The sequence below is a fragment of the Vibrio sp. VPAP30 genome, from assembly GCF_001188205.1.
GTDB classification, from domain to species: Bacteria; Pseudomonadota; Gammaproteobacteria; order Enterobacterales; family Vibrionaceae; genus Vibrio; species Vibrio bivalvicida.
The window spans coordinates 147,215-168,348 of sequence record NZ_LBLS01000016.1; the positions used below are offsets into that span (position 1 = coordinate 147,215).

Below are 21,134 nucleotides of genomic sequence, written 5' to 3' on the forward strand. Positions count from 1 at the left end.
ACGATGTCATTGATTAAATCTCCGCTGTTGACCGTGCCAGCCTCGGGATATCGGGTTCATCGCTTTCCGCCGCTCGCACAACCTGTAGTGACTGATGGTGAGTTTGACTTGGAAGAGTCGTGGCAAGATGCTCAAGCAGACCTGCAACAGAAACTAGAAGAAGGTTTCCAAACTGGGCTAGAACAAGGCCATGCTGAGGGATTGACTCAAGGCTTGTCACAGGGTAAACAGCAAGGTTTGCTAGAGGGGCAAAAAGAGGGATTTCAAAAGGGGTTTGTTTCTGGCGAACAGTCTGGTAAACAAACTTTTATTGAAGCCGCTAAACCTGTTAGTGAACTTTACCAAACCTTGTCGCGCTGGCAGTCAGAACGAGAGCAACAGCAACGCCATATCATCTGTGAATTAGTACAAAAGGTAGCACAGCAAGTCATTCGCGCTGAATTGACTCTGATGCCGCAACAGATTTTAGCCTTGGTCGATGAAACTTTAGAAGCCATGCCTGGAAAAACAGATAAGGTCACCGTTCACCTCAATCCGCAAGACCTTGACCGAATTACGCAGATCAACTCAGAACTTCCCAAAGAGTGGAAGTTGGTGGCAAATTCAGAGTTGCCGTCGGGGGGCTGCCATTTGGTAACAGAGGAGGCTGAGGCAGACGCGAGTTGTGACTCCCGACTACAGGCGTGTATGGATAATGTCAAAGAGCATCTTCTTGATGAGGCTGTTCCAGCATCTGTAGAAGGCGAGCATGAGTAACACTTTAGCTTTTGAGCTGTTGTCTGAACGTACCAATGAGGCATTAGCCTCCCTTGATTCGATCCCAGTGGCGCGAGTAACGGGGCGGTTGGTGAAGGTGAATGGCCTGATGTTGCAAGCGGTAGGGTGCCGATTTAAGCTTGAACAACGTTGTTTAGTAGAAACAGCCGAAGGTGACATGATTGAAGCCCAAGTGGTTGGTTTTGATCATACCATTGCGTTTCTGATGCCGATTCGTCGTTTAGGTGGGCTGTTTGCGGGTGCTAAAGTTATCCCTTTAGATGGTGACAGTACCGTGCATCTAAATGAAACCTGGCTAGGGCGTGTAGTGAATGGGTTGGGAGAAGCCATTGATGACGGGCCAAAACTAAATGGCGGTGACCGAGTCTCTCTCGACCCTAAATCAATCAACCCATTGAAACGCAGGCCCGTTGATACGCCACTGAATGTTGGCGTGCGTGCAATTAATGGATTACTCACCGTAGGCAAAGGTCAGCGGATAGGGCTGATGGCGGGTAGTGGTGTCGGTAAGAGTGTTTTGATGGGAATGATTTCTCAGAGCACCGAAGCTGACGTGATAGTGGTTGGTTTAATTGGCGAACGTGGGCGAGAAGTTCGAGAGTTTATTGAACGAAATCTGACGGAAGAAGCACGTAAAAAAGCCGTTATCATAGCCGCGCCTGCCGATGAATCTCCACTTATGCGTTTGCGGGCGACCTTGCTTTGCCATCGCGTAGCCGAGTATTTTCGTGACAAAGGCAAAGATGTACTGTTAATGATGGACTCATTAACACGCTATGCAATGGCACAGCGTGAAATTGCGCTTTCGTTAGGAGAACCTCCAGCTACTCGCGGTTACCCACCTTCCGTTTTCAATGTATTGCCTCAACTGTTAGAGCGGGCGGGTAATAGCGAAAACCTTCAAGGAAGCTTGACGGCGATCTATACTATTTTGGCCGCGGGTGATGACCAACAAGATCCCGTGGTTGATTCTGCGCGTGCCATCCTCGATGGTCATGTGGTTTTATCACGTAAGCTGGCTGAGCAAGGACATTTCCCAGCTATTGATATCAACGCTTCTATCAGTCGTTGCATGGCGGGATGCTCTCAACCTGCTCATCTCACATTAGCGAATGAGTTTCGTAAAACGTACTCCAACTATCTTCAAGTAAAAGATCTGTTGCCTTTAGGCGGCTATCAGCCAGGTCAAGATCCTGAGCTAGATCGCTCGGTCGCCCTTTACCCCAGCTTGACAGCCTATCTACAGCAATCGGCAGACAGTTCTGTCGACTATCAGCAAAGCCTGAGCGAATTGGCGCAGCTATTTCAGCAATTGTAGTGAGGGAACATGCAGTCGAAGATCCAAGCCATAGAAAGATTTCAGAAGATCGAACAGAAAAAACGAGACTTGATGTCTCAGCAGCTTGAGTTGGTACGTCAACAACAGACGCAAGCCGAGAATCAACTAGAACAACTGATCGAGCTGAGAAAGCTAAGCGCGCCGAAGTCTTGTTCAGGGACATTTTTCCATCGTGAAATGTTGGTGAACCACAGCCGTGTCGACCAAATGATCAATAAGTTAATTGTCCATCAAGAACAGGAACAAGCGCTTAAGCAAGCGCAATGCGTATCTTTGCAAAAACACTTACAGCATAAACATATACAAGTGAAAGGGTTAGATTACACGGTTGAGCGTTGGCAAGCGGAACTGAGGACACATCAACAGCACTTGGAAGATATCGCTCTTGAAGAAGTGATCAATAACCGGTTTGCGCGAAAGTCTCGTTAAAACAGTCGTCAGGTCTTGTTTATTTCGGCACAACAAGCCTCAAAATCAATGGAGTAAATGGTGTCGATATGCTCAAGTTAAAAGATGCGAATGTTCTCATCGTTAAAGAATTTCCGAATAAAAGTATTGGCATATCCAGTTTATTGCTCTCGCTTGGCATTAAGCAGCATAAAATCATCCATTTGAATGCGCCTCATGAGCCATTGAACCGAACTTTTCATGATCGCTTCGACATTTTGATTTGCGATCAAAGTTATCGTCGTAACCAAGTCAAGGCATGCGATTTACTTAATGAACTCAATGTTATGCGGACAATTGATGAGCGTTCAACCATCATCATGGATTGTTTTGAGACTAACATAAAAGATGTGTCTTACTATCTTGCTGATATTCACCTTAAGCCCGAAGACACACAAAGGGACATCAGCGAGCTGATTCGCAAGGTATTTGAGAAGAAGAATAAAGTCTGGCCCTTGCTGCAGCGCGAGCATGACTTCTCAGAAGAAGAGATGACCAAGCGCTATCAGTTCTTTGAACGCCATTATCCCGAGTATCAGTACGATTTAATGCTTAACCGGGGTCACCAGTATTTGATCAACAGAGATCTGAAAGCGGCCACAGAGCTTTATGGAGCTTTGATTAAAGAGGCAAGCAAAAAAGATTACTCCTTAGAAGTTAGCTTTTTCCTCAACGCCCTGAGTTTGAATGGTCAGTCAGAAGATGCTTTAGAGTTACACGAGAAGTTTGATGTGTCGAAAGTTCAGTTTGGCCAACCATTTGATGAAATGGGCACGTTACTGTTGCTCAAGAATGGTCATTTTCAGCGCGCCTATCGAATGTTGTCAACATCTGGTATTCGCTATGGGCATAACCTTGCTCAGCGAACCATGATTGGCTTGATGGGAATCATCATGGGTAAAGCAGAGCAAGGACTTGAGCATTTTTCGTCGAACCTTGCCACCGCTAAACTGCTTAACAGAGACGTGGCTTATCATATGTTGAACTATATGTTTGCATTGTTGATGCTGTGGATGAAAGGAGGGGAAGGAGCAGCACTATATGAGAAAAAGTACCAGCAAATGCTGAAAGAAGTATCGCGTTATAAATTGAGTGAGGCTGACGACCTACAGCTAGCGATGATCAGGCTTCATGGCGATTGTTTAACGATAGGCAGTCAACATGCTGAGTCATTGATCAGTGGGTTGACCAAAAAACTCACCAAGGCAAGCTGTACTTCTAAGATACATGCTCTGTATTTGGCGTCAGGACTTGCTAACAAAACGTATTTTTATGAACTTCGTAAAGGTTTAATTCAATGTGAAAGTGTGTTTATGATCGATCCTATCCCCCCATTTTGTTCCGCCATAGTAAAATCTATGGATTTCAGCCAGTTTGCGACAGAGATGGGGCAGTTCCAGCGAGAAAAGGTAGAATGACTTATGCCCTTTTCAGCCGCTCGTTCGAGCAAAGCGACCTTATTAAGCTTGATATTAAATTCTATTTCTATGTCTGGGATAAGGTTTCCGAACTGACAAACTGGCTCTTTTCGCCGTCAGGTTGCCTGATAAAATCCTCGCTATTCTGATTCATCAACTTTAACTCCGTGCCTTTCTAACACTATGGAATCAAACAGTTTTACTATAACGGTATCTGGAATTGATGGAACAAAGTTCTTTAATCTCTCTTTTCGTATGATTAAGGGCATTAAGCTACTGTTACTTTTGTTCACCCTCGTATTTTGTACGTTGATTGCCTTGCTTTCTATATTTGTCGATGACGCTTCCGATTCAAAACGAGAGAAGAAAGAAGCCGTCAGTAAGGCCTATTCGTTAGAGAAACAATTACTGCGTTCGCATGAATTTCAGAGTGACTTAGAAAATAACCTGAGTCAAAAACAGCAAGACATTGCCTATATCTCTGAGAAATTAAAGGGCATTGAATCAGCTCTGGATCTTTCCAATGACGCGCTGGATCTAAAACAGCGTGTAAATAATGCAGGGCTGAGTGTTGCAGCACGTCATCAGATCATGCAATTGATCCCAAATGGACGCCCGGTGAAGCAGGGGTACTTGTCTTCACATTATGGCAAGCGGCTTCACCCAGTAAAAAAGATTCGCGCGATACATCATGGTATCGACTATGCCGTAAATGTAGGAACACCAATATACGCACCAGCTGACGGTGTTGTCGCCGTGACCAGAAAGAGCAACAAAGGGTCAGGCAACTTCCTTCGTATTTCTCATTCGTTTGGATTTAGCTCTTCTTACTCGCATTTAAAGGCGTTCAAAGTGAGTAGAGGCGATTATGTTAAAAAAGGCGATCTGATTGGATTGTCTGGTAACACTGGACTGTCGACCGGTTCTCACCTTCATTATGAAATCCGTTTGGTGGGGCGTTCACTTAACCCGTTACCGTTTGTCCAATGGGAAATGAATAACTTTGACTCGATTTTCGAATCGAATAAGGATGTAAAATGGGATTACTTAGTAAACAAAATAGAGAATCAAATAGCCATTGCTCTCAAACTGTCATCGCCGATGGAGCCTATATCGAAGGAAAGCTCAAGCTTACTTGTAACATCCATATCGATGGGCAAGTGAAAGGCAGCATTGAAACAGACCACACAGTGACAATAAGCGCGACCGGGTCTGTAGATGGTTCAATTCGTTCTGAACGTTTGGTTATCAACGGACGATTTTTAGGTAATGTATATACTAAAAGTCTAGAAATTCTAGAGCATGGCTATCTTGAAGGTGAAGTTTCTGCGTCAGAGTTTACCATCCAAAAAGGTGGTATATTCCTAGGCAACTCTAAAAACGTCAAAAGCGAAGAAGTGGTTGCATTAGACTCGGCAAAAAAAGCATCTAAGGTGAGGAGCAAGGCTGAAGATAAGAAGGTGGAGCAGTGCGCTTAAGCCAACACTACTCAGATTCATTCAAGAAAAAGCCCAATCATCGAATTGGGCTTTTTCTTATTTCCATTTGGATTCCATCGTACCGATTCGCTAATCAATAGAAGGAATAGCAAAGAGGGAATAAAAAAGAGAGCCGAAGCTCTCTTTCTAGGTGTATGGTCGGACTGACAAGATTTGAACTTGCGACCCCCGACACCCCATGACGGTGCGCTACCAAGCTGCGCTACAGTCCGATGTCATTAATTTAATCGTAAATGGCTGCGGGGTCAATCATATAACGCTATGATTTAGTTACTTTTTGCGTAAAAACGTTGCAGTTCAGTCAAGCCTTGCATCAGCACAGGTAGTGTTGGGTTCTCATCTTTCAAGCGTTGGTAGTTGGCATTGTACAGTTTGTAGTTACCAAACTTGTCGATCACCGTTGTGTCTGCTGTGGTAATCAAGGCTAGTTCTCGTGAATCTCCTGCGAGAATCCAGCGGCGTTTGCGTTCATCAAATAGGTTGCGGCCACTACTGAAGTCAGTCGGATTAGATGAGACACCCAGCAAGTCTTGCAGAAGCGTCACAGACATATCTAGGTGGCTAGTTCTATGTTGGTACTCGCCCGCTAATTTACCTGGCCAATGGATAATCATTGGTACTTTTAGCTGGTACTGGCTGTAATTGGTATTTGAGCCCCAGCTATTGGTTTTGGTTTCGTTAAACTCGGTAGCGTGATTTGAAGTGATTACGATCACAGTAGATTCATCAAGTTCTAATGTCGCAACTTGTTCAAGCAATTGACTTAATTCAGAGTCAGCGTGGGCGACAGACTTCTTATAGCCTGCTTTTAGTTTCTCGCCTGTTGACTGCTGCGTGTTGCTATCGTTGTATGTGCTGAAGTTATCAACGGTTGTCAGCTCAATGTAGCTAAACCAAGGTTTTTTGCCTTGCTGCTGAACCCACTCAGCCCATGCGTCAATTGCTTGCGTGTCTGCTGATTTACTGTCGTTGAAGGCGATGCCGTTGAAGTTCATACCACGGAAGACAGTCTCACCATACAAAGGCTCGTCAAAGTTATCTGCGCTAAACAAACCAAACTGGTATTGCTTGTTGATCAAAGTGTCGATTAAGATGGGCTTAGAGCCTTGGGTTTTAATACTGCTTGAATAGCTACTTGGTAGGCCGTAAAACAGACCAAATACGCCGAATGAGTCGTTACTTGAACTGTAATGATTGGTGAAGTTCAAATTGTCTTGAGCGAATGCGTATGTTGCAGGCATTTCTTGCTCGGTTAGCATATCGGCACGTAAGTTATTTACGCTAACAACTAATATGTTGAGCGGATTCGCACGGCGGTTAAACTCAATTTTTTCAAGTGGGTAGCGGACTAATTCTACGCTGTCTTGGCTTTGCTCTAAACGTTTAAGATACTCTTCACGGTCTAGTAATCCATGCCTTTCCATAAATGACTTCGCGGTCATTGGGTAAGAGAGCGGAAAGTTGGCGCGTTGCGCAGTTATTGGATTGTAGAAGTAGGCATCGGCCCATACATAGATCAGATGGCTGGCAATAAAACTGACAAAAAACAGTGCTGCTATTGGTCGGCCGACATGCTTATGTGACAGCTTACGTTGTTTACGCCACACCCATTCAGATAATGCCAGTTGAATAAGGAATATAAACGGTAAGACAATAAACAGGTGCTGTAAATCGACACTGATGGTCGAGCTTTCATCGCTAAACAAGACTTCCCATACAACAGGGGTAAGATGCAAGTTGATCGTCTGGTAGGCTTGCGTGTCGACCAACAAAATGGTTAATCCGACGGTTGCAAAACAAACCGCCACTAAACGGAACAGTTTTCGTGACGGTATGACAAAAGTAAGCGGAAACAGTACCAGCAGGTACAAGGCAAATACGAGGAAACCAAAATGGCCGACCCAAGAGATCATCAAATAGAATTGACCAAGCAGAGTTTCAGGCCACGGAGACTGAGAGATATAACGGGTTCCGATCAGCATTGCCGCGATGATGTTGAAAAAGGCAAACCAGTGCCCCCATCCCACTAAACGCGATACGCGTTCGCCGTATGTATTTCCGTTATCGACCATGTAAGTGTTCTACTGTCCGTTATTATTTTTAATGTTTTTTGTCTTCAACTGAAGAAACAAGTGCTTCTGCGAATTTTTCAGCAATTGCTTTACGTTGTGAAGCAGCAACGTCTTGATTTAAGACATTGGTAGCGATATTTCCAGCAATCATTAATGCAAGCTCTGGACCCGCTGAATGTTTTTCAAGTACCGCAGCCACTTCCGTTAGGATTTGTTCCACTTGTTTGTCGCTGTATTTGGATGTAATCGGCATAAAGACTCTAATGATGATAGTAAAGCGGCTTATGATAACCTACAATGCCACGCAACTGAAACCTACGCGGCGATAAATTTCATCATGAGCCTTCATCTTTCTAACGTTATCTTACATCAATTACAGAAAAACGATGCAGATGAACTAGTTGTTAACTTTCGTTCCGAGTCTCTATCTAATGACAACTCGACCGAAAACCTAGTTGCTGAACTTCATCGTGTATTCAACTCTAAAGCTGGTAAAGGCTTTGGGTCCTTTAAATCTGACAGCGATTTTAACAACTGGTTGCAAGAGCTACGTCAAGGAAATAAAAACTTTTACGATTTCTCGCAGTTAAGCGCTAATCGCCTTAAGGATGAGTTATCAAAATACCCGTTTGCAGACGAAGGTATTTTGGTCATTGCAGAGTATCAATCGCTTGCAACAGATTACCTATTTGTTGCTATTATTCCTTCAAATCAAAGCCTTAAAGTAACTGAAGGCCTAGATATTAGTGCGACGGACTATCTTGATCTAAGTAAGATGGATATCGCAGCGCGTATCGACTTGACCAGTTTTGAAACGGATAAAGACTCGAATCGTTATCTAGCGTACATCAAAGGGCGTGTAGGGCGTAAAGTTGCAGACTTTTTCCTTGATTTCCTACAAGCAGAAGTAGGCCTAGACAGCAAGGTGCAAAACCAAGTGTTAATGCAAGCGGTGCAAGACTTCTGCGCAGATTCAAAACTGGAAAAAGATGAAGCGATTAGCTACAAAAAACAAGTAGCGGATTACTGCAACGAGCAGATCAAGTCAGGGGATGAGGTTCAAGTCCGTGAGTTGTCTGGCGAGCTTCCTCCTTCTCAAGATGGCACAAGCTTCCTTGATTACACTCAAGAACAAGGTTATGAACTTGAAGAAAGCTTTCCTGGTGACCGTACAGCAGTACGTAAGCTAACGAAATATGTCGGGGCTGGTGGTGGCTTGAATGTAAGCTTCGATAGTTTGCTACTGGGCGAGCGCATTTTTTATGATCCAGAGACCGATACGTTAACTATTAAAGGCACTCCGCCTAACCTACGAGATCAGCTTACTCGCAACAAATAACCTCTCTAGAATAGGACTGACTGCAACATTTTTGCAGCTAGTCCTCCACTTCTGCTTGATAGTGTATATTCTTGTAATACTAGGGATTTATCTACAGGCAAGAGCATGGACGGGAAAGCGCTGAAAATCGGCTGGGTGCTGCTAGTAATCTGGATAGGCAGTATTGCTGCTATGGCGAGTAGTTACCGGTCGATAGACACAACCAAACAGCAGGTTTATGAACTAGGTAGCGGTATTCAAGAGCTGCGCGACTCGTTCTCGTTTGATTCACCTTACGGTGTTCATATGGCTGACTCTCAAGCCCTTAACTTACAGCTCATTTATGCGCTACGCCTTCAGCTTGAAACCCACTACCAAGACAGTTGGTTCCTTCCAGACATTACTCAACTACTTTTTACGGCTGACCGCTTTATTGAGCAGTCCCAAGTTTACCTTAACAATAGCTTGGACTTACTTAGCTTGGTTGAACAGGTTGGTACCATGCGTGAACGTTACGACAACGAATCTATAGAAACCCTCTACTTTCGTTTGAGTGCGAATGTATTAGAAGCTGTTTTTGGTGATAGCGCATCTAGTCCTCAGGTCTATCGTGACCTTGATAAAATCTACGTTCAATCGAACCAGCTTTCAGCCAAAGAACGTCAAGACTTGCAACAGGTGCTTGCGCAAGTCTCTTCTGTACTAGGAGGCTATGCTCAAGGGCGCTATATCGTAGAGAAACTACGCACGCATGACGTTCATAAACAGATCAATATGTTGCGAGGTGAATTTGATCGATTGCTTGCTCGTTATGTTGTTGCTGGACTAGCGCTGACTCTGGTTATCTTTGGTGGCTTTATCTCTTTGCTTCGATTTGCACAGCAGGTTCCTCGCGTTCAATCCGAGAGCATTTCACCATCTATTCTTGCCGAAAGTGAAATAGATGCTCCAGAAGCCGCTGAGACTGTGTTATCAGCAGTAGAAAATGTAGCGCAAGAGTCCATCATACTAAAGGGTGTTCACTCTTCTCCTGAGTCTGTTGCCCAGTACCAACAAGCGGAAGCGAATGGTGAGATAGATGAAGTTGAAATTGATTTTGACAAGATGCTTGAATCATTAAACAACGACATGGAATCGGTCTGTATGCTACTGGAAGTGTTCATTGAAGATCACAAAGGAGACGCCGATAAAATCGTACAGTTAGTCAGCGATTCACCTGAAGAAGCACAAAGAGCTGCGCATAGCTTGAAGGGGGTAGGAGGAAACCTTGGAGCCACCAAACTCAGAGAAGCGGCCGGGAAAGTTGAATTGGCACTTAAAGAGGCCAATCAAGTTGAGCCAAATAAGGTTGAAGAGCTTAAAACGCGCCTTGAACGAGCCATAGAAGAAGCTAGGGTTTTCCTAAAAGAGCACAATACCATCAATAGTTAACCTTGGTCTAACTTTTAAGGTATAAGCTAAGTGCAGTGCAACCAACGAAACCTATTGATTCGTTATTATTGGCAACAAAAAAGCGCCTCAACTAAAGCTGAGGCGCTTTTTGTTATCTGTTGACTTTACGCTGTTTGCTTGGTGAGTTCAGCTTCTTCTTCGCTAACCTCAGCCGTTGCTGTTGGTTCACACTTGTCAACGAACCACCCCATGTACGAAGTGATAATGGTAACAATGATACATACAAAGCTTAACCACATGAATGGTGCGTAAGATAGAGTGGCGACACCAAGAATACTTGCCATATAGATGCCGTTATCACTCCAAGGCACCATGCCTGAAGTCAACGTACCGCCAAACTCTGCATTACGTGATAGGTTCTTGCGCTTGTAACCTAGGCGGTCGTAGTTTTTGGCACAAATTTTTGGTGTTAAGATCAAAGACACATACATCGCGGAGCCAAACACGTTACCCATAAATGCAGTACCGATGGTACTTGTTGCCAGAGAACCTGCGCTTTGTACACGGCGTTCAAACAGCTTAGCAACCGTTTCTAGTACACCGACTTTATCTAGCAAGCCACCAAAACCTAGACCAAACACAATCACAGCAACCGAGCCAAGCATTGAAGACATACCGCCGCGGTTAAGAATTGAGTCGATAAAGGCCACACCCGATTCAATTTCGAATGGCGCCCAAGCTGTGCTGAATGCTTGGAGGAAGTCGACATCTTGAATCATCACTGCCCAGATAATACCGAGGAGCGAGCCAAAACTGATCACTGGGAAAGAAGGCATACGCATTGCCAGTAGACCTAGCACAATAATCACAGGGACAAACGAGTACGGAGTAATGTAGAACTGCTGTTCCATAGCTTGGATCACCGATTGCACCTGAGACATATCGACATTACCAGCATAGTGGAAGCCAAATGCGGTAAACATAATGCCCGTAATAATGTAGCTAATCAGAGCGACAGGCAGCATACCTTTAATATGTTCAACCACTTCAACGTTAGACATAGAAGAGGCTAGGATCACTGAGTCTGATAGTGGGGACATCTTGTCGCCAAAGTAACAACCAGAAAGAACCGCGCCTGCAGTGATTGGTGCTGGAACACCCAAACCTTGGCCTATCCCCATCATAGCGATGCCAGCAGTACCAGCCGCGCCCCATGACGTACCCGTTGCAAGAGCCGTTAAGGAACAGATGATCATTGTTGCTAAAAGGAAAATCGAAGGATGAATCGCTTTCAGACCATAATAGATAATGGTTGGTACTATACCACCAGAAATCCAAGTACCGACTAGTGCGCCTACAGCTAGCAAAATAAGTACGGCACCAAGTCCGTTAGATATTCCGTTTAGAGCTGCTTTTTCTAACTCTTTATATTTGTGGCCTAAACGAATACCTAGAACCATGATGATGAACCAGCCAATGTACAGGGCTAGCTGAATAGGTAGGTCAAGCTTAGCGGTGAACGAGAACGCCATTAGCAAGAATAACCCAAGGGAGACAACAACCTGCATCAAGCTTGGCAGACGGGGAGTATGTTGTGTCATACGGAGCCTCTTAATTATTTATTAGCAAATGCAAACAGGGGAACAAATCTGTTTACGAAGGAGTGTTAACTCCAATTTAAGGACGTAGGGCACTCTACATTAGATGGAATAATATTTCGATAAAATGTCGCTTTCGTGTGATTTGTGTCTGTTGATTGAATTGTTGCTAGTTAAAAATGTGGTGAAACGTTAAAATTAGTCGCAAGTGTTGTATCTAAATGTAAGTTTTGTGTGGCGCGAGCTTTTCGTTGTTGTTTTGTCTGTGGCGTGTTTTTGTATAGGTAAATAACAAGTGGTGAAAAAGTCTACAAAACAAGGCTTCTGGTCGGCATTAACGAAATAAGAAATAAAAGTTACAGATTTGATGCAATTTTCTCTTGAGATTTTGCTGCGAAAATTGAATATTGAGCTATTCCCTTTTTAAAATTGAATACACGGAGAGTTGAGAATGAGAGTAGGTTTAGTCGGTTGGCGTGGCATGGTGGGTTCTGTGCTAATGCAGCGAATGGTTGAAGAGAAAGATTTTGACCTTATTGAGCCAGTTTTTTACAGCACATCTCAGATCGGTATTCCTGCACCTAACTTAGGTAAAGAGGCAGGCCTACTTCAAGATGCTTTTGATATTGAGAGCCTAAAACAGCTAGATGCAGTGATCACTTGTCAAGGTGGTAGCTACACGGAGAAAGTCTACCCAGCACTACGCCAAGCAGGTTGGAAAGGCTACTGGATTGATGCCGCATCAACTTTACGTATGGCGCAAGATTCGATTATTACGCTAGATCCTGTCAACCTAAGCCAGATCCAACAAGGTATCCACGGTGGTACAAATACCTTTGTTGGTGGTAACTGTACAGTGAGTTTGATGCTGATGGGTTTAGGTGGCCTATTTGAGAAAGGTCTGGTTGAGTGGACAAGCGCGATGACTTACCAAGCGGCTTCGGGTGCGGGCGCTCAAAACATGCGTGAGTTGATCTCGCAGATGGGTGTCATCAATGATTCAGTTAGCTCTGAGTTAGCCAACCCTTCAAGCTCTATTTTAGATATCGATAAAAAAGTCGCTGACACTATGCGCGGAAGCTCGTTCCCAACCGATAAGTTTGGTGTACCGCTAGCTGGGTCGCTTATCCCATGGATTGATGTTAAGCGTGACAATGGTCAAAGCAAAGAAGAGTGGAAAGCAGGGGTTGAAGCAAACAAGATACTTGGTTTCCAAGATGCACCAGTGCCTATTGATGGAACCTGTGTTCGTATTGGCGCGATGCGTTGTCACTCTCAGGCACTAACGATTAAGTTGAAGCAGAATGTGCCAATGGATGAAATCGAAGAGATGATTGCTACCCACAATGATTGGGTAAAAGTGATTCCGAACGATCGTGACATCACTGCTGAAGAACTGACGCCAGCAAAAGTGACAGGCACGTTATCTATCCCAGTCGGTCGTCTGCGCAAGATGGCAATGGGAGATGATTTCCTAAACGCGTTTACGGTTGGTGACCAACTGCTGTGGGGCGCAGCTGAGCCGTTACGTCGTACACTACGTATTATCTTAAATGAAAAGGCTTAACCTCAATTAGATTTGCCTTTATCAATCAAGACCCTACTCTTTTAGTAGGGTCTTTTTTATTAAGGAAAACAATGAGTATCCTACGTATCTTCCTAGCCGTGGTTGCGGCGATTTCAGCATGGATTGTTACCCATATGTTGGTTGGCGAGTTAATTTCATGGGCCGCGATACTGTTCTGCCCAGAAGAGTTTGGGAGTGGTGGGGTTTGTTATGTGGACTGGTGGAGAGATGTCGTCTTCATTTCTGATGTAATCGGGGTTGGCTTGTCAGCATGTGCGACCATTTTGGTCGCTGTTTGGACAGCTAATAGCCACAGACAAAGAGTTTCTCGGGTGACGTACTGCATTGGTATGTTACTGGCAAGTGCGCTTGTGATAAGCACCTGGTTAAGTTGGCTTGCCGTATCGTCATGGCTTAGCGCATTGGTCATTGGATGGCTAACCGTTAAGTGCTTGGATCAGCGATACGACAATAAAAGTTAAGTCGATTTCTCAACGGGTACAACGCGCTGATCTGGGGAGGCAAGTTCGCTGCCACAGTGCTTACAATGTAGAGCGTCAGAGTCATGACCTGTTTGCATACAATTTGGGCACTTGACAAGAGTTTTGTGTGAGTTCATCTCTTGGTTTAACTCAGCAGTAATGATGCCAGTTGGCACTGCCAGTATTGAGTAACCGAGTAACATGGTCATAGATGCAATCGCTTTACCTAGCGCTGTTTGCGGAATCAAGTCACCATAGCCGACGGTAGTAATAGTGACAATCGCCCAATAAATACTTTGCGGAATACTGGTAAAGCCATTCTTTGGCCCTTCAATGACATAGATTAGTGCACCAAATATTGTGACCAAGATGGCGACTGTACTAAAGAAGATAAAAATTTTGCGTTTGGCCATTAGTAAAGAGCGCAACAAGATATTGGAGTCTTGTAAGTAACGGACTAGTTTCAATACGCGAAAAATACGCATTATCCTCAGTGCTCTGATGACGCCCATAAACGAGGCGGATGGGAAGAATATCGCTAAATATGTAGGCAGTATTGCGAGCAAGTCGATGACACCGTAGAAGCTTTTTGCATACGCTGTTGGCTTTGGCGAGCAATAGATCCTCAACAGATACTCAATCGTAAACAAACCGGTAAAGGTATATTCCATGTACCTTAGTTGTGTTCCCCAGCTTGATCGAACGGAAGGAATTGATTCTAACACTAGCACGAGTAGAGATGACAAAATCGCCACGATGAGCGCAAGATCGAAAGTACGGCCCGCCTTGGTGTGAGTACCGAAGATAATGACGTAAAGGTGATGTTTTAAAGAGTTTCTTGGCATGATAGAACGACATTTAGTGAAGTCATTCTATCATACTCGATAATTTGGCTTAGGCTAACCCTGGGAAGAGGTTACGTAGGCCGTTAGCAATAAATTCAATGCCCAGAGCACCAAGAATCAAACCCATAATACGAGTGATTACGTTGATCCCAGTCTGACCTAGGAAGCGCACGATTAATGGTGCCGAACGGAATAGTAGCCAGGTACACAAAGCAAAAATGATGATGGTAATTACGATACCGACGGTGTCGAACATGCCTGGATAGCGAGAGCCATAAACGATAGTCGAGCTAATTGCACCTGGCCCAGCCATAAGGGGCATGGCGAGTGGTACAACACCGATTTGTTCGCGGCTAACGTATTCAGACTTCTCTTGTTTGTTCTGTTTATCTTCACCTAGCTTACCGCTCATCATCGAAAACGCGATACTCAGAAGCAATAGACCACCCGCTACTCGGAACGAGTCTAGCGAAATGCTAAACATATCGAGCAGTATCTGCCCTGCCATTAGAGATACGACCAATATAATCGCCACAGCAAGGTTCGCAGTGACCGCAGTCTTGTGCTTCTCTTCTTGAGTCATATGACCGGTTAGAGAAACGAACACAGGCATGATGCCAACAGGGTTAACTGCAGCTACCAAGCCAAGGAAAAACTGCAAAAATATAGCGATTTCGAAGGTCTGCATTCGGTGTGTCCAAACAAAGTAAAAAGAAGGAACAGATTACATGCGGAATATAGTCGAAATCTTACTCATGAACGAATGAAAAAAACTAACGTTAAACCTATTTCATTACTGAGAAAATCTTATTATTGAAGAAAACGTAAACACTAATGACTTACTATGTTATGTAGAGTGTGGTTAGAAGATGGTACGTTTGACATAAACGTTAACATTCGCACATTTTAAATAAAAATAGAGACTGAATATAGAGAGATAATGCGCTTAGGATATACTCTCAGTAGCACAAATTTTATGGATCACATGTAAGTATGTGGTCAAAAAATGAAACTTTTTTACAAAATGTGGTCATTTGACAAATATAAAGGGCTAACTGCTGAAAATTTGCCCAACAGGGTTTTGTGATTTAAGTCTATGATTATTATGGGTTTAAAGTGAATTTTGAGAATTAGGTACCACTAAGTGGGTAAATAGTTTTTGAGAACTGATCTGGGTCAATTATTTTCATAACCTGAAATAATATACTCAGTCCTGAAAGCGATTTACTAAGTTCTCTGTTTCAACAATCACAGTGACCTTACTAAAAAAGTTTTGAATATTTATCAATTTAGGAGATTCACTATGCCTGTAACTAATATGGCTGAACTAGATGCAATGGTTGCTCGCGTTAAAGCGGCGCAAGCAGAGTTTGCAACATTCTCTCAAGAGAAAGTAGATGCAATCTTCCGTGCAGCATCTTTAGCAGCTAACCACGCTCGTATCCCGCTAGCACAACAAGCGGTTGAAGAGTCTGGCATGGGTATTGTTGAAGACAAAGTAATCAAAAACCACTTTGCTTCAGAGTTCATCTACAACAAATACAAAGATGAAAAAACATGTGGCATCCTAGAAGAGGATGACAACTTAGGTACTATGACTATCGCTGAGCCTGTGGGCATCATCTGTGGTATCGTACCAACAACTAACCCAACATCTACTGCAATCTTTAAATCTCTAATCTCTCTAAAAACGCGTAACGGCATCATCTTCTCGCCACACCCACGTGCCAAGAACTCTACTAACGATGCAGCGAAATTAGTTCTAGATGCAGCAGTAGCTGCGGGCGCACCAAAAGACATCATCGGCTGGATTGATCAACCATCTGTAGAGCTTTCTAACGCTCTTATGAAGCACGACGGTATTGCACTTATCCTTGCAACAGGTGGTCCAGGCATGGTTAAAGCAGCATACTCTTCTGGTAAGCCAGCAATCGGTGTAGGTGCAGGTAACGTTCCTGTAGTTATCGATGAAACTGCTGACATCAAACGTGCTGTAGCTTCTATCCTTATGTCTAAAACATTCGATAACGGCGTAGTATGTGCTTCTGAGCAAGCAGCTATCGTAGTTAGCGAAGTATATGACGAAGTGAAAGAGCGTTTTGCTTCTCACAAAGCTCACGTTCTATCTAAAGCTGACGCAGATAAAGTACGTAAAGTACTTCTTATCGACGGTAACCTAAACGCGAAAATCGTAGGTCAACCTGCTCCAGCAATCGCTGAAATGGCTGGCGTTAAAGTGCCTGCAGATACAAAAGTACTTGTAGGTGAAGGTCTAGGTAAGGTATCGATCGACGACGAGTTTGCACACGAGAAACTATCTCCAACTCTAGGTCTATTCCGCGCTGACAACTTCGAAGACGCTGTTGCTCAAGCGGTAACTATGGTTGAAATCGGTGGTATCGGCCACACATCTGGTCTTTACACTAACCAAGACGTAAACGCAGATCGCATCCGTTACTTCGGTGACAAGATGAAGACAGCACGTATCCTTGTAAACATCCCAACTACTCACGGTGGTATCGGTGACCTTTACAACTTCAACGTTGCACCGTCTCTAACTCTTGGTTGTGGTTCATGGGGTGGTAACTCTATCTCTGAAAACGTTGGTCCTAAGCACCTTATCAACAAGAAAACTGTAGCTAAGCGAGCTGAAAACATGTTGTGGCACAAACTACCTAAGTCTATCTACTTCCGTCGTGGTAGCCTTCCAATCGCAATGAGCGACCTAGAAGGTAAGAAACGCGCATTCCTAGTCACTGACCGTTTCCTATTCAACAACGGTTACGCTGATGAAGTCGTTAAACTGCTTAAAGAACAAGGCATCGAAGTTCAAACTTTCTTTGACGTAGAAGCTGATCCAACACTATCTGTTGTTGAGAAAGGCGCAGAAGCAATGAAGAGCTTCCAACCTGACGTAATCCTAGCTCTAGGTGGTGGTTCACCAATGGATGCAGCTAAGATCATGTGGGTTATGTACGAGCACCCAGAAACTCACTTCGAAGAACTAGCAATGCGCTTTATGGATATCCGTAAACGTATCTACAAGTTCCCTAAAATGGGCAAGAAAGCTGAGCTTGTATGTATCACTACTACATCTGGTACTGGTTCTGAAGTTACTCCATTCGCGGTTGTTACTGACGACAAGACTGGTGCTAAGTACCCACTAGCTGACTACGAAATCACACCAAACATGGCTATCGTTGATGCTAACCTAGTAATGAACATGCCTAAGTCTCTAACAGCATTCGGTGGTTACGATGCAGTAACTCACGCTCTAGAAGCTTACGTATCTGTTCTTGCTAACGAGTACTCAGACGGTCAAGCTCTACAAGCGCTTAAGATGCTAAAAGAGTACCTACCTTCAAGCTACGCGAACGGTGCTAATGACCCAATCGCTCGTGAGAAAGTACACAACGCTGCGACTATCGCTGGTATCGCGTTTGCGAACGCATTCCTAGGTGTTTGTCACTCTATGGCGCACAAAATTGGTGCTGAGTTCCACCTACCACACGGTCTGGCGAACGCACTACTAATCTCTAACGTTGTACGCTACAACGCGAACGATAACCCAACTAAGCAAACTGCGTTCTCTCAATACGATCGTCCACAAGCACGTCGTCGTTACGCTGAAGTTGCTGACCACCTAGGCTTAAGCCAAGCTGGTGACCGCACTGCTCAGAAGATTGAACGTCTACTAGCATGGTTGGAAGAGCTGAAAGGCGACCTAGATATTCCACTGTCGATTCAATCAGCTGGCGTATCTGAAGCAGACTTCGTTGCGAAACTAGACGAGTTAGCAGTTGAAGCGTTCGATGATCAGTGTACAGGTGCCAACCCACGTTACCCACTAATCACTGAGCTTAAAGAAGTGCTACTTGCTTCTTACTACGGTAAAGCATTCGTAGAAGGTGAAACTTTCGAAGGTACGACTGTTATCAAGAAGAAAGCCGACCAAGAATCTAAGCCTGCAGCGAAAGCTAAAAAAGTAAAAACTGAAGCTTAATAAGTAAGGTTCAGTATGAGATAGGTTTTCGCTAGCACGGAACCTACAAATCGGGAAAAGATCAAAGCCCCAGTCGAGAGACTGGGGCTTTTTTTACTTAAGAGCCAATTTCTGCTCGCGTAGTTGGGACACCTGATCAAAACCAATGCCCCAATTGTCGGTATTGATTTCGTCGATGACAACGAAAGTAGTTGCTGGATCTTTGCCCAATACATCAACCATGACTTGGGTCATCGCGTTGATGATTTTGTGCTTTTGTTGAGATGTGACTTGTTCGTCAGTCACCTTGACGTTGATATAGGGCATGTTCACTCCTTATCTTTATAGTCTGCATACATCTTATTGACGATTCGCCACTGTCGGTTTTCATACAATAAGCCAAGAAAATCGATGTAAGTCCGACCTAACAATGGACATAACACTTTTACCATCGCCTGATGGCCAATGATGTCTATTGATAGGATTTGATAGCCATAGTAATCACCACGATCGATTGGTTTCGGTCGCTGTTCTACGAGTGTTAACCACTCGGTGAGTTCTCGTCTCAAATCAGGGGCTTTGAGATAAGCATCGGGGTGAAAGATGCGAGCTAACAATTGGCTATCGCCGCTATGTATGCCGGTAAAATATTGCTCAATCACGTTTGTAATGGTCTCAAAGTCGTTTTGAAGGTGGTTGTCACTTTTCATGTGTCTCTCTACTTAGCCGCTATTGGACTGACATTCTGATATTCAGCATTTAGTGAAGTAGTGAAGCTCGGCCTCGCTAATACTCGATCAATCATCTGCTGCGATTTAGCAGGGATGATGATATCGACAGGAAAAGCAGCACCCCAACGCGAATATACTGCCAGCATGATGTCTGCAGGAGAGATCTGGATCCCGCCTAAAAACGGAGCGTCTTCCAGTTTCTGTTCGACAACTTGCCAAAGCTTATTGATGCTTGAGGTTGCCGCATCGAAAATCTGCTGGCGTAGCTCCTCTTCAGAGATGGAGCTTGCTGCAAAAAACAACTTGCTGTAAGCCGGGTGCATGGTGGCATTCGCAAACATGATGTTCTGGGTAGCAACTTGTTTCGCAACTGGGTCATCATTCGGCCACAGTTTTGATGGATGCTTTTCAAGTAGGTAAAGCATGATGGCTGCGCCTTCGGTTAAGGTTTGATCGCCATCAACAAGGACAGGGACGTTCGCTACTGGGTTAATTTGAGAAAACGACTCTAAGCTTTGCACATTAATTAAAGCCACTTCTTGCTGAAGTTCGCGTAACACGGTTTGAGTAGCGAGAGAGCAAGCCTCTGGTAAAAAATATAAGGTATACATGATGTTAACTCCCAACTTTAGTCGTTTAGTTTCCGTTCACTGGACGAAAACGATTAATTTCATATGCCGGCAAGAAAAACAATAGAGCAAACGATTGTTGAGATATATAGTGACAATGAGAACCATGTGTTTCTGGAATGAGAACAGTTAGAGCAGGGCGATATATGAACAAACTAAGAGCGATCGAACTATTTGTTCGTCTGGTAGAAGTAGGGAGCTTTACTCGTCTTGCTGAGCAGGAGAGAACATCAAAATCTATGGTAAGCAAGGAAATCAGCCGATTAGAGCAAGATCTAGGAGCGAGGCTGTTGCACAGAACGACACGAAATATTCAACTGACTCATGTCGGTAAAGAGTACCTAAAATATGCCAACGAAATTCTGAATAAGGTCGGTGATGCAGATGCATTTGTAAAAACGTTGGCTCAAGCACCGAGAGGGAAGATCAAGGTCAATGCGCCAATGGCACTAGGAATCACAGACTTGTCTATGCTGTTTGCCGATTTTATGCGCGCATATCCGGATGTCGATATTGACATTCACTTAGGGGATGAAAACATTGATTTAGTTGCTGAAGGGTTCGACTTAGGTTTTAGAGCCTCAAGCCAGCCATTTGATTCCAATTATATCGGCAGGGCATTATGTGAATTTCAGTACCACCTATGCGCTGGATCTGGTTATTTTAACCATCATGCTCACATTTCATCAGCTCAAGATCTTTTGGCTCACAACTGTTTTGAATATGCTTACTTTAAAGGAAAAAACGTTTGGCCTGTTGATGGGTTTGTTGCTACTTCTGGTTCATTGCGTGTAAATAGCGTGTTGTTTATGCTGCAAGTAATCAAAGCCGATTTGGGGATTGGTTATTTACCCGAGTTCGTATGCCGCGAACTGTTGGAGAAAGGTGAACTGGTTGAAGTTTTGCCTGACAGCGAGAAAAGTAAGCTCACACTATATGCGTTATATCCTGCACGCCAGTTTGTACCACCCGCGGTTATACAGTGTATTAACTTCGTCGAGAGGTGGTTTGAAAGTCATAAACCATTATAAATAGGAC

At 44.1% G+C, this 21,134-nt stretch carries 20 protein-coding genes and 1 tRNA gene; 12 read left to right on the forward strand and 9 right to left on the reverse strand.

The genetic code is table 11. From position 1 onward, the window contains the following. Positions 1-3: 3 nt before the first annotated feature. The 6 genes from fliH to ZX61_RS23565 all read left to right on the forward strand — a co-directional run bounded on the left by fliH (position 4) and on the right by ZX61_RS23565 (position 5,459). Positions 4-756, forward strand: a complete 753-nt coding sequence (gene fliH, locus ZX61_RS04920; protein ID WP_049843595.1) for a flagellar assembly protein FliH — start codon at positions 4-6, stop codon at positions 754-756. Beyond that, a complete protein-coding gene (locus ZX61_RS04925) occupies positions 749-2,095 on the forward strand; it encodes a FliI/YscN family ATPase (RefSeq protein ID WP_049843596.1) in 1,347 nt (448 codons plus the stop codon). The genes fliH and ZX61_RS04925 overlap by 8 nt, the downstream gene beginning before the upstream one ends. 9 nt (positions 2,096-2,104) lie before the next feature. Further along, positions 2,105-2,545, forward strand: a complete 441-nt coding sequence (locus tag ZX61_RS04930) for a flagellar export protein FliJ (RefSeq protein WP_049843597.1) — start codon at positions 2,105-2,107, stop codon at positions 2,543-2,545. Positions 2,546-2,613: 68 nt separating this feature from the next. After that, positions 2,614-3,981 (forward strand): hypothetical protein, encoded by a 1,368-nt coding sequence (locus tag ZX61_RS04935; protein ID WP_049843598.1) that lies wholly within the window; start codon positions 2,614-2,616, stop codon positions 3,979-3,981. A 183-nt stretch (positions 3,982-4,164) separates the two neighbouring features. Further along, the gene (locus tag ZX61_RS04940) at positions 4,165-5,145 is read left to right on the forward strand and encodes a M23 family metallopeptidase (RefSeq protein ID WP_049843599.1); all 981 of its coding nucleotides are present in this window, start codon (positions 4,165-4,167) and stop codon (positions 5,143-5,145) included. Then, positions 5,130-5,459 carry a bactofilin family protein gene (locus ZX61_RS23565; protein ID WP_064429705.1) on the forward strand — a complete coding sequence of 110 codons (330 nt, stop codon included), beginning with the start codon at positions 5,130-5,132 and terminating at the stop codon, positions 5,457-5,459. Before ZX61_RS04940 ends, ZX61_RS23565 begins: the two co-directional genes overlap by 16 nt. A gap of 156 nt (positions 5,460-5,615) precedes the next feature. Here the strand turns inward: ZX61_RS23565 and ZX61_RS04950 are convergent. The 3 genes from ZX61_RS04950 to ZX61_RS04960 form a co-directional block, all read right to left on the reverse strand. After that, positions 5,616-5,692 (reverse strand) — tRNA-Pro (locus ZX61_RS04950). A 54-nt stretch (positions 5,693-5,746) separates the two neighbouring features. Then, positions 5,747-7,552, reverse strand: a complete 1,806-nt coding sequence (locus ZX61_RS04955; RefSeq protein WP_049843600.1) for a DUF3413 domain-containing protein — start codon at positions 7,550-7,552, stop codon at positions 5,747-5,749. 28 nt (positions 7,553-7,580) lie between these two features. Then, a complete protein-coding gene (locus ZX61_RS04960) occupies positions 7,581-7,805 on the reverse strand; it encodes a YejL family protein (protein WP_049843601.1) in 225 nt (74 codons plus the stop codon). A gap of 84 nt (positions 7,806-7,889) precedes the next feature. Here ZX61_RS04960 and yejK point away from each other — a divergent pair, with 84 nt between their 5' ends. Together yejK and ZX61_RS04970 are read left to right on the forward strand one after the other, a co-directional pair. Then, positions 7,890-8,891, forward strand: a complete 1,002-nt coding sequence (yejK, locus tag ZX61_RS04965) for a nucleoid-associated protein YejK (RefSeq protein WP_049843602.1) — start codon at positions 7,890-7,892, stop codon at positions 8,889-8,891. 105 nt (positions 8,892-8,996) lie between these two features. Further along, the gene (locus tag ZX61_RS04970) at positions 8,997-10,301 is read left to right on the forward strand and encodes an Hpt domain-containing protein (RefSeq protein WP_049843603.1); all 1,305 of its coding nucleotides are present in this window, start codon (positions 8,997-8,999) and stop codon (positions 10,299-10,301) included. A 125-nt stretch (positions 10,302-10,426) separates the two neighbouring features. Here ZX61_RS04970 and nhaC read toward each other — a convergent pair whose 3' ends face one another. Then, on the reverse strand, positions 10,427-11,863 hold the full coding sequence (nhaC, locus tag ZX61_RS04975) for a Na+/H+ antiporter NhaC (protein ID WP_049843604.1): 1,437 nt from the start codon (positions 11,861-11,863) through the stop codon (positions 10,427-10,429). Positions 11,864-12,311: 448 nt separating this feature from the next. Between nhaC and asd the strand changes: the two genes are divergently transcribed. Together asd and ZX61_RS04985 are read left to right on the forward strand one after the other, a co-directional pair. Beyond that, the gene (gene asd, locus ZX61_RS04980; RefSeq protein ID WP_049843605.1) at positions 12,312-13,427 is read left to right on the forward strand and encodes an aspartate-semialdehyde dehydrogenase; all 1,116 of its coding nucleotides are present in this window, start codon (positions 12,312-12,314) and stop codon (positions 13,425-13,427) included. A gap of 71 nt (positions 13,428-13,498) precedes the next feature. Continuing rightward, entirely contained in the window at positions 13,499-13,909 is a 411-nt protein-coding gene (locus ZX61_RS04985) for a hypothetical protein (protein WP_049843606.1), read from the forward strand. Here the strand turns inward: ZX61_RS04985 and ZX61_RS04990 are convergent. After that, positions 13,906-14,754, reverse strand: coding sequence for an ion transporter (locus ZX61_RS04990; protein WP_049843607.1), 849 nt, complete (start codon positions 14,752-14,754; stop codon positions 13,906-13,908). The two genes, ZX61_RS04985 and ZX61_RS04990, sit on opposite strands and share 4 nt — an antisense overlap. Positions 14,755-14,803: 49 nt before the next feature. Further along, the gene (locus ZX61_RS04995; RefSeq protein WP_049843608.1) at positions 14,804-15,442 is read right to left on the reverse strand and encodes a YchE family NAAT transporter; all 639 of its coding nucleotides are present in this window, start codon (positions 15,440-15,442) and stop codon (positions 14,804-14,806) included. A 615-nt stretch (positions 15,443-16,057) separates the two neighbouring features. Between ZX61_RS04995 and adhE the strand changes: the two genes are divergently transcribed. Beyond that, positions 16,058-18,757 carry a bifunctional acetaldehyde-CoA/alcohol dehydrogenase gene (gene adhE, locus ZX61_RS05000; RefSeq protein ID WP_049843609.1) on the forward strand — a complete coding sequence of 900 codons (2,700 nt, stop codon included), beginning with the start codon at positions 16,058-16,060 and terminating at the stop codon, positions 18,755-18,757. 93 nt (positions 18,758-18,850) lie between these two features. On the opposite strand, the gene ZX61_RS05005 is transcribed toward adhE, so the two are convergent. The 3 genes from ZX61_RS05005 to ZX61_RS05015 are packed head-to-tail and all read right to left on the reverse strand — an operon-like array spanning position 18,851 to position 20,078. Continuing rightward, positions 18,851-19,063: a tautomerase family protein gene (locus ZX61_RS05005; protein WP_049843610.1), complete on the reverse strand. Its 213-nt coding sequence runs from the start codon at positions 19,061-19,063 to the stop codon at positions 18,851-18,853. 2 nt (positions 19,064-19,065) lie between these two features. Further along, a complete protein-coding gene (locus ZX61_RS05010; RefSeq protein WP_049843611.1) occupies positions 19,066-19,446 on the reverse strand; it encodes a nuclear transport factor 2 family protein in 381 nt (126 codons plus the stop codon). An 8-nt stretch (positions 19,447-19,454) separates the two neighbouring features. Next, complete coding sequence (locus ZX61_RS05015) at positions 19,455-20,078, reverse strand: glutathione S-transferase family protein (protein WP_049843612.1); 624 nt, start codon at positions 20,076-20,078, stop codon at positions 19,455-19,457. 164 nt (positions 20,079-20,242) lie between these two features. Between ZX61_RS05015 and ZX61_RS05020 the strand changes: the two genes are divergently transcribed. Next, the gene (locus tag ZX61_RS05020; protein ID WP_049843613.1) at positions 20,243-21,127 is read left to right on the forward strand and encodes a LysR family transcriptional regulator; all 885 of its coding nucleotides are present in this window, start codon (positions 20,243-20,245) and stop codon (positions 21,125-21,127) included. The last annotated feature ends 7 nt before the right edge of the window (positions 21,128-21,134 follow it).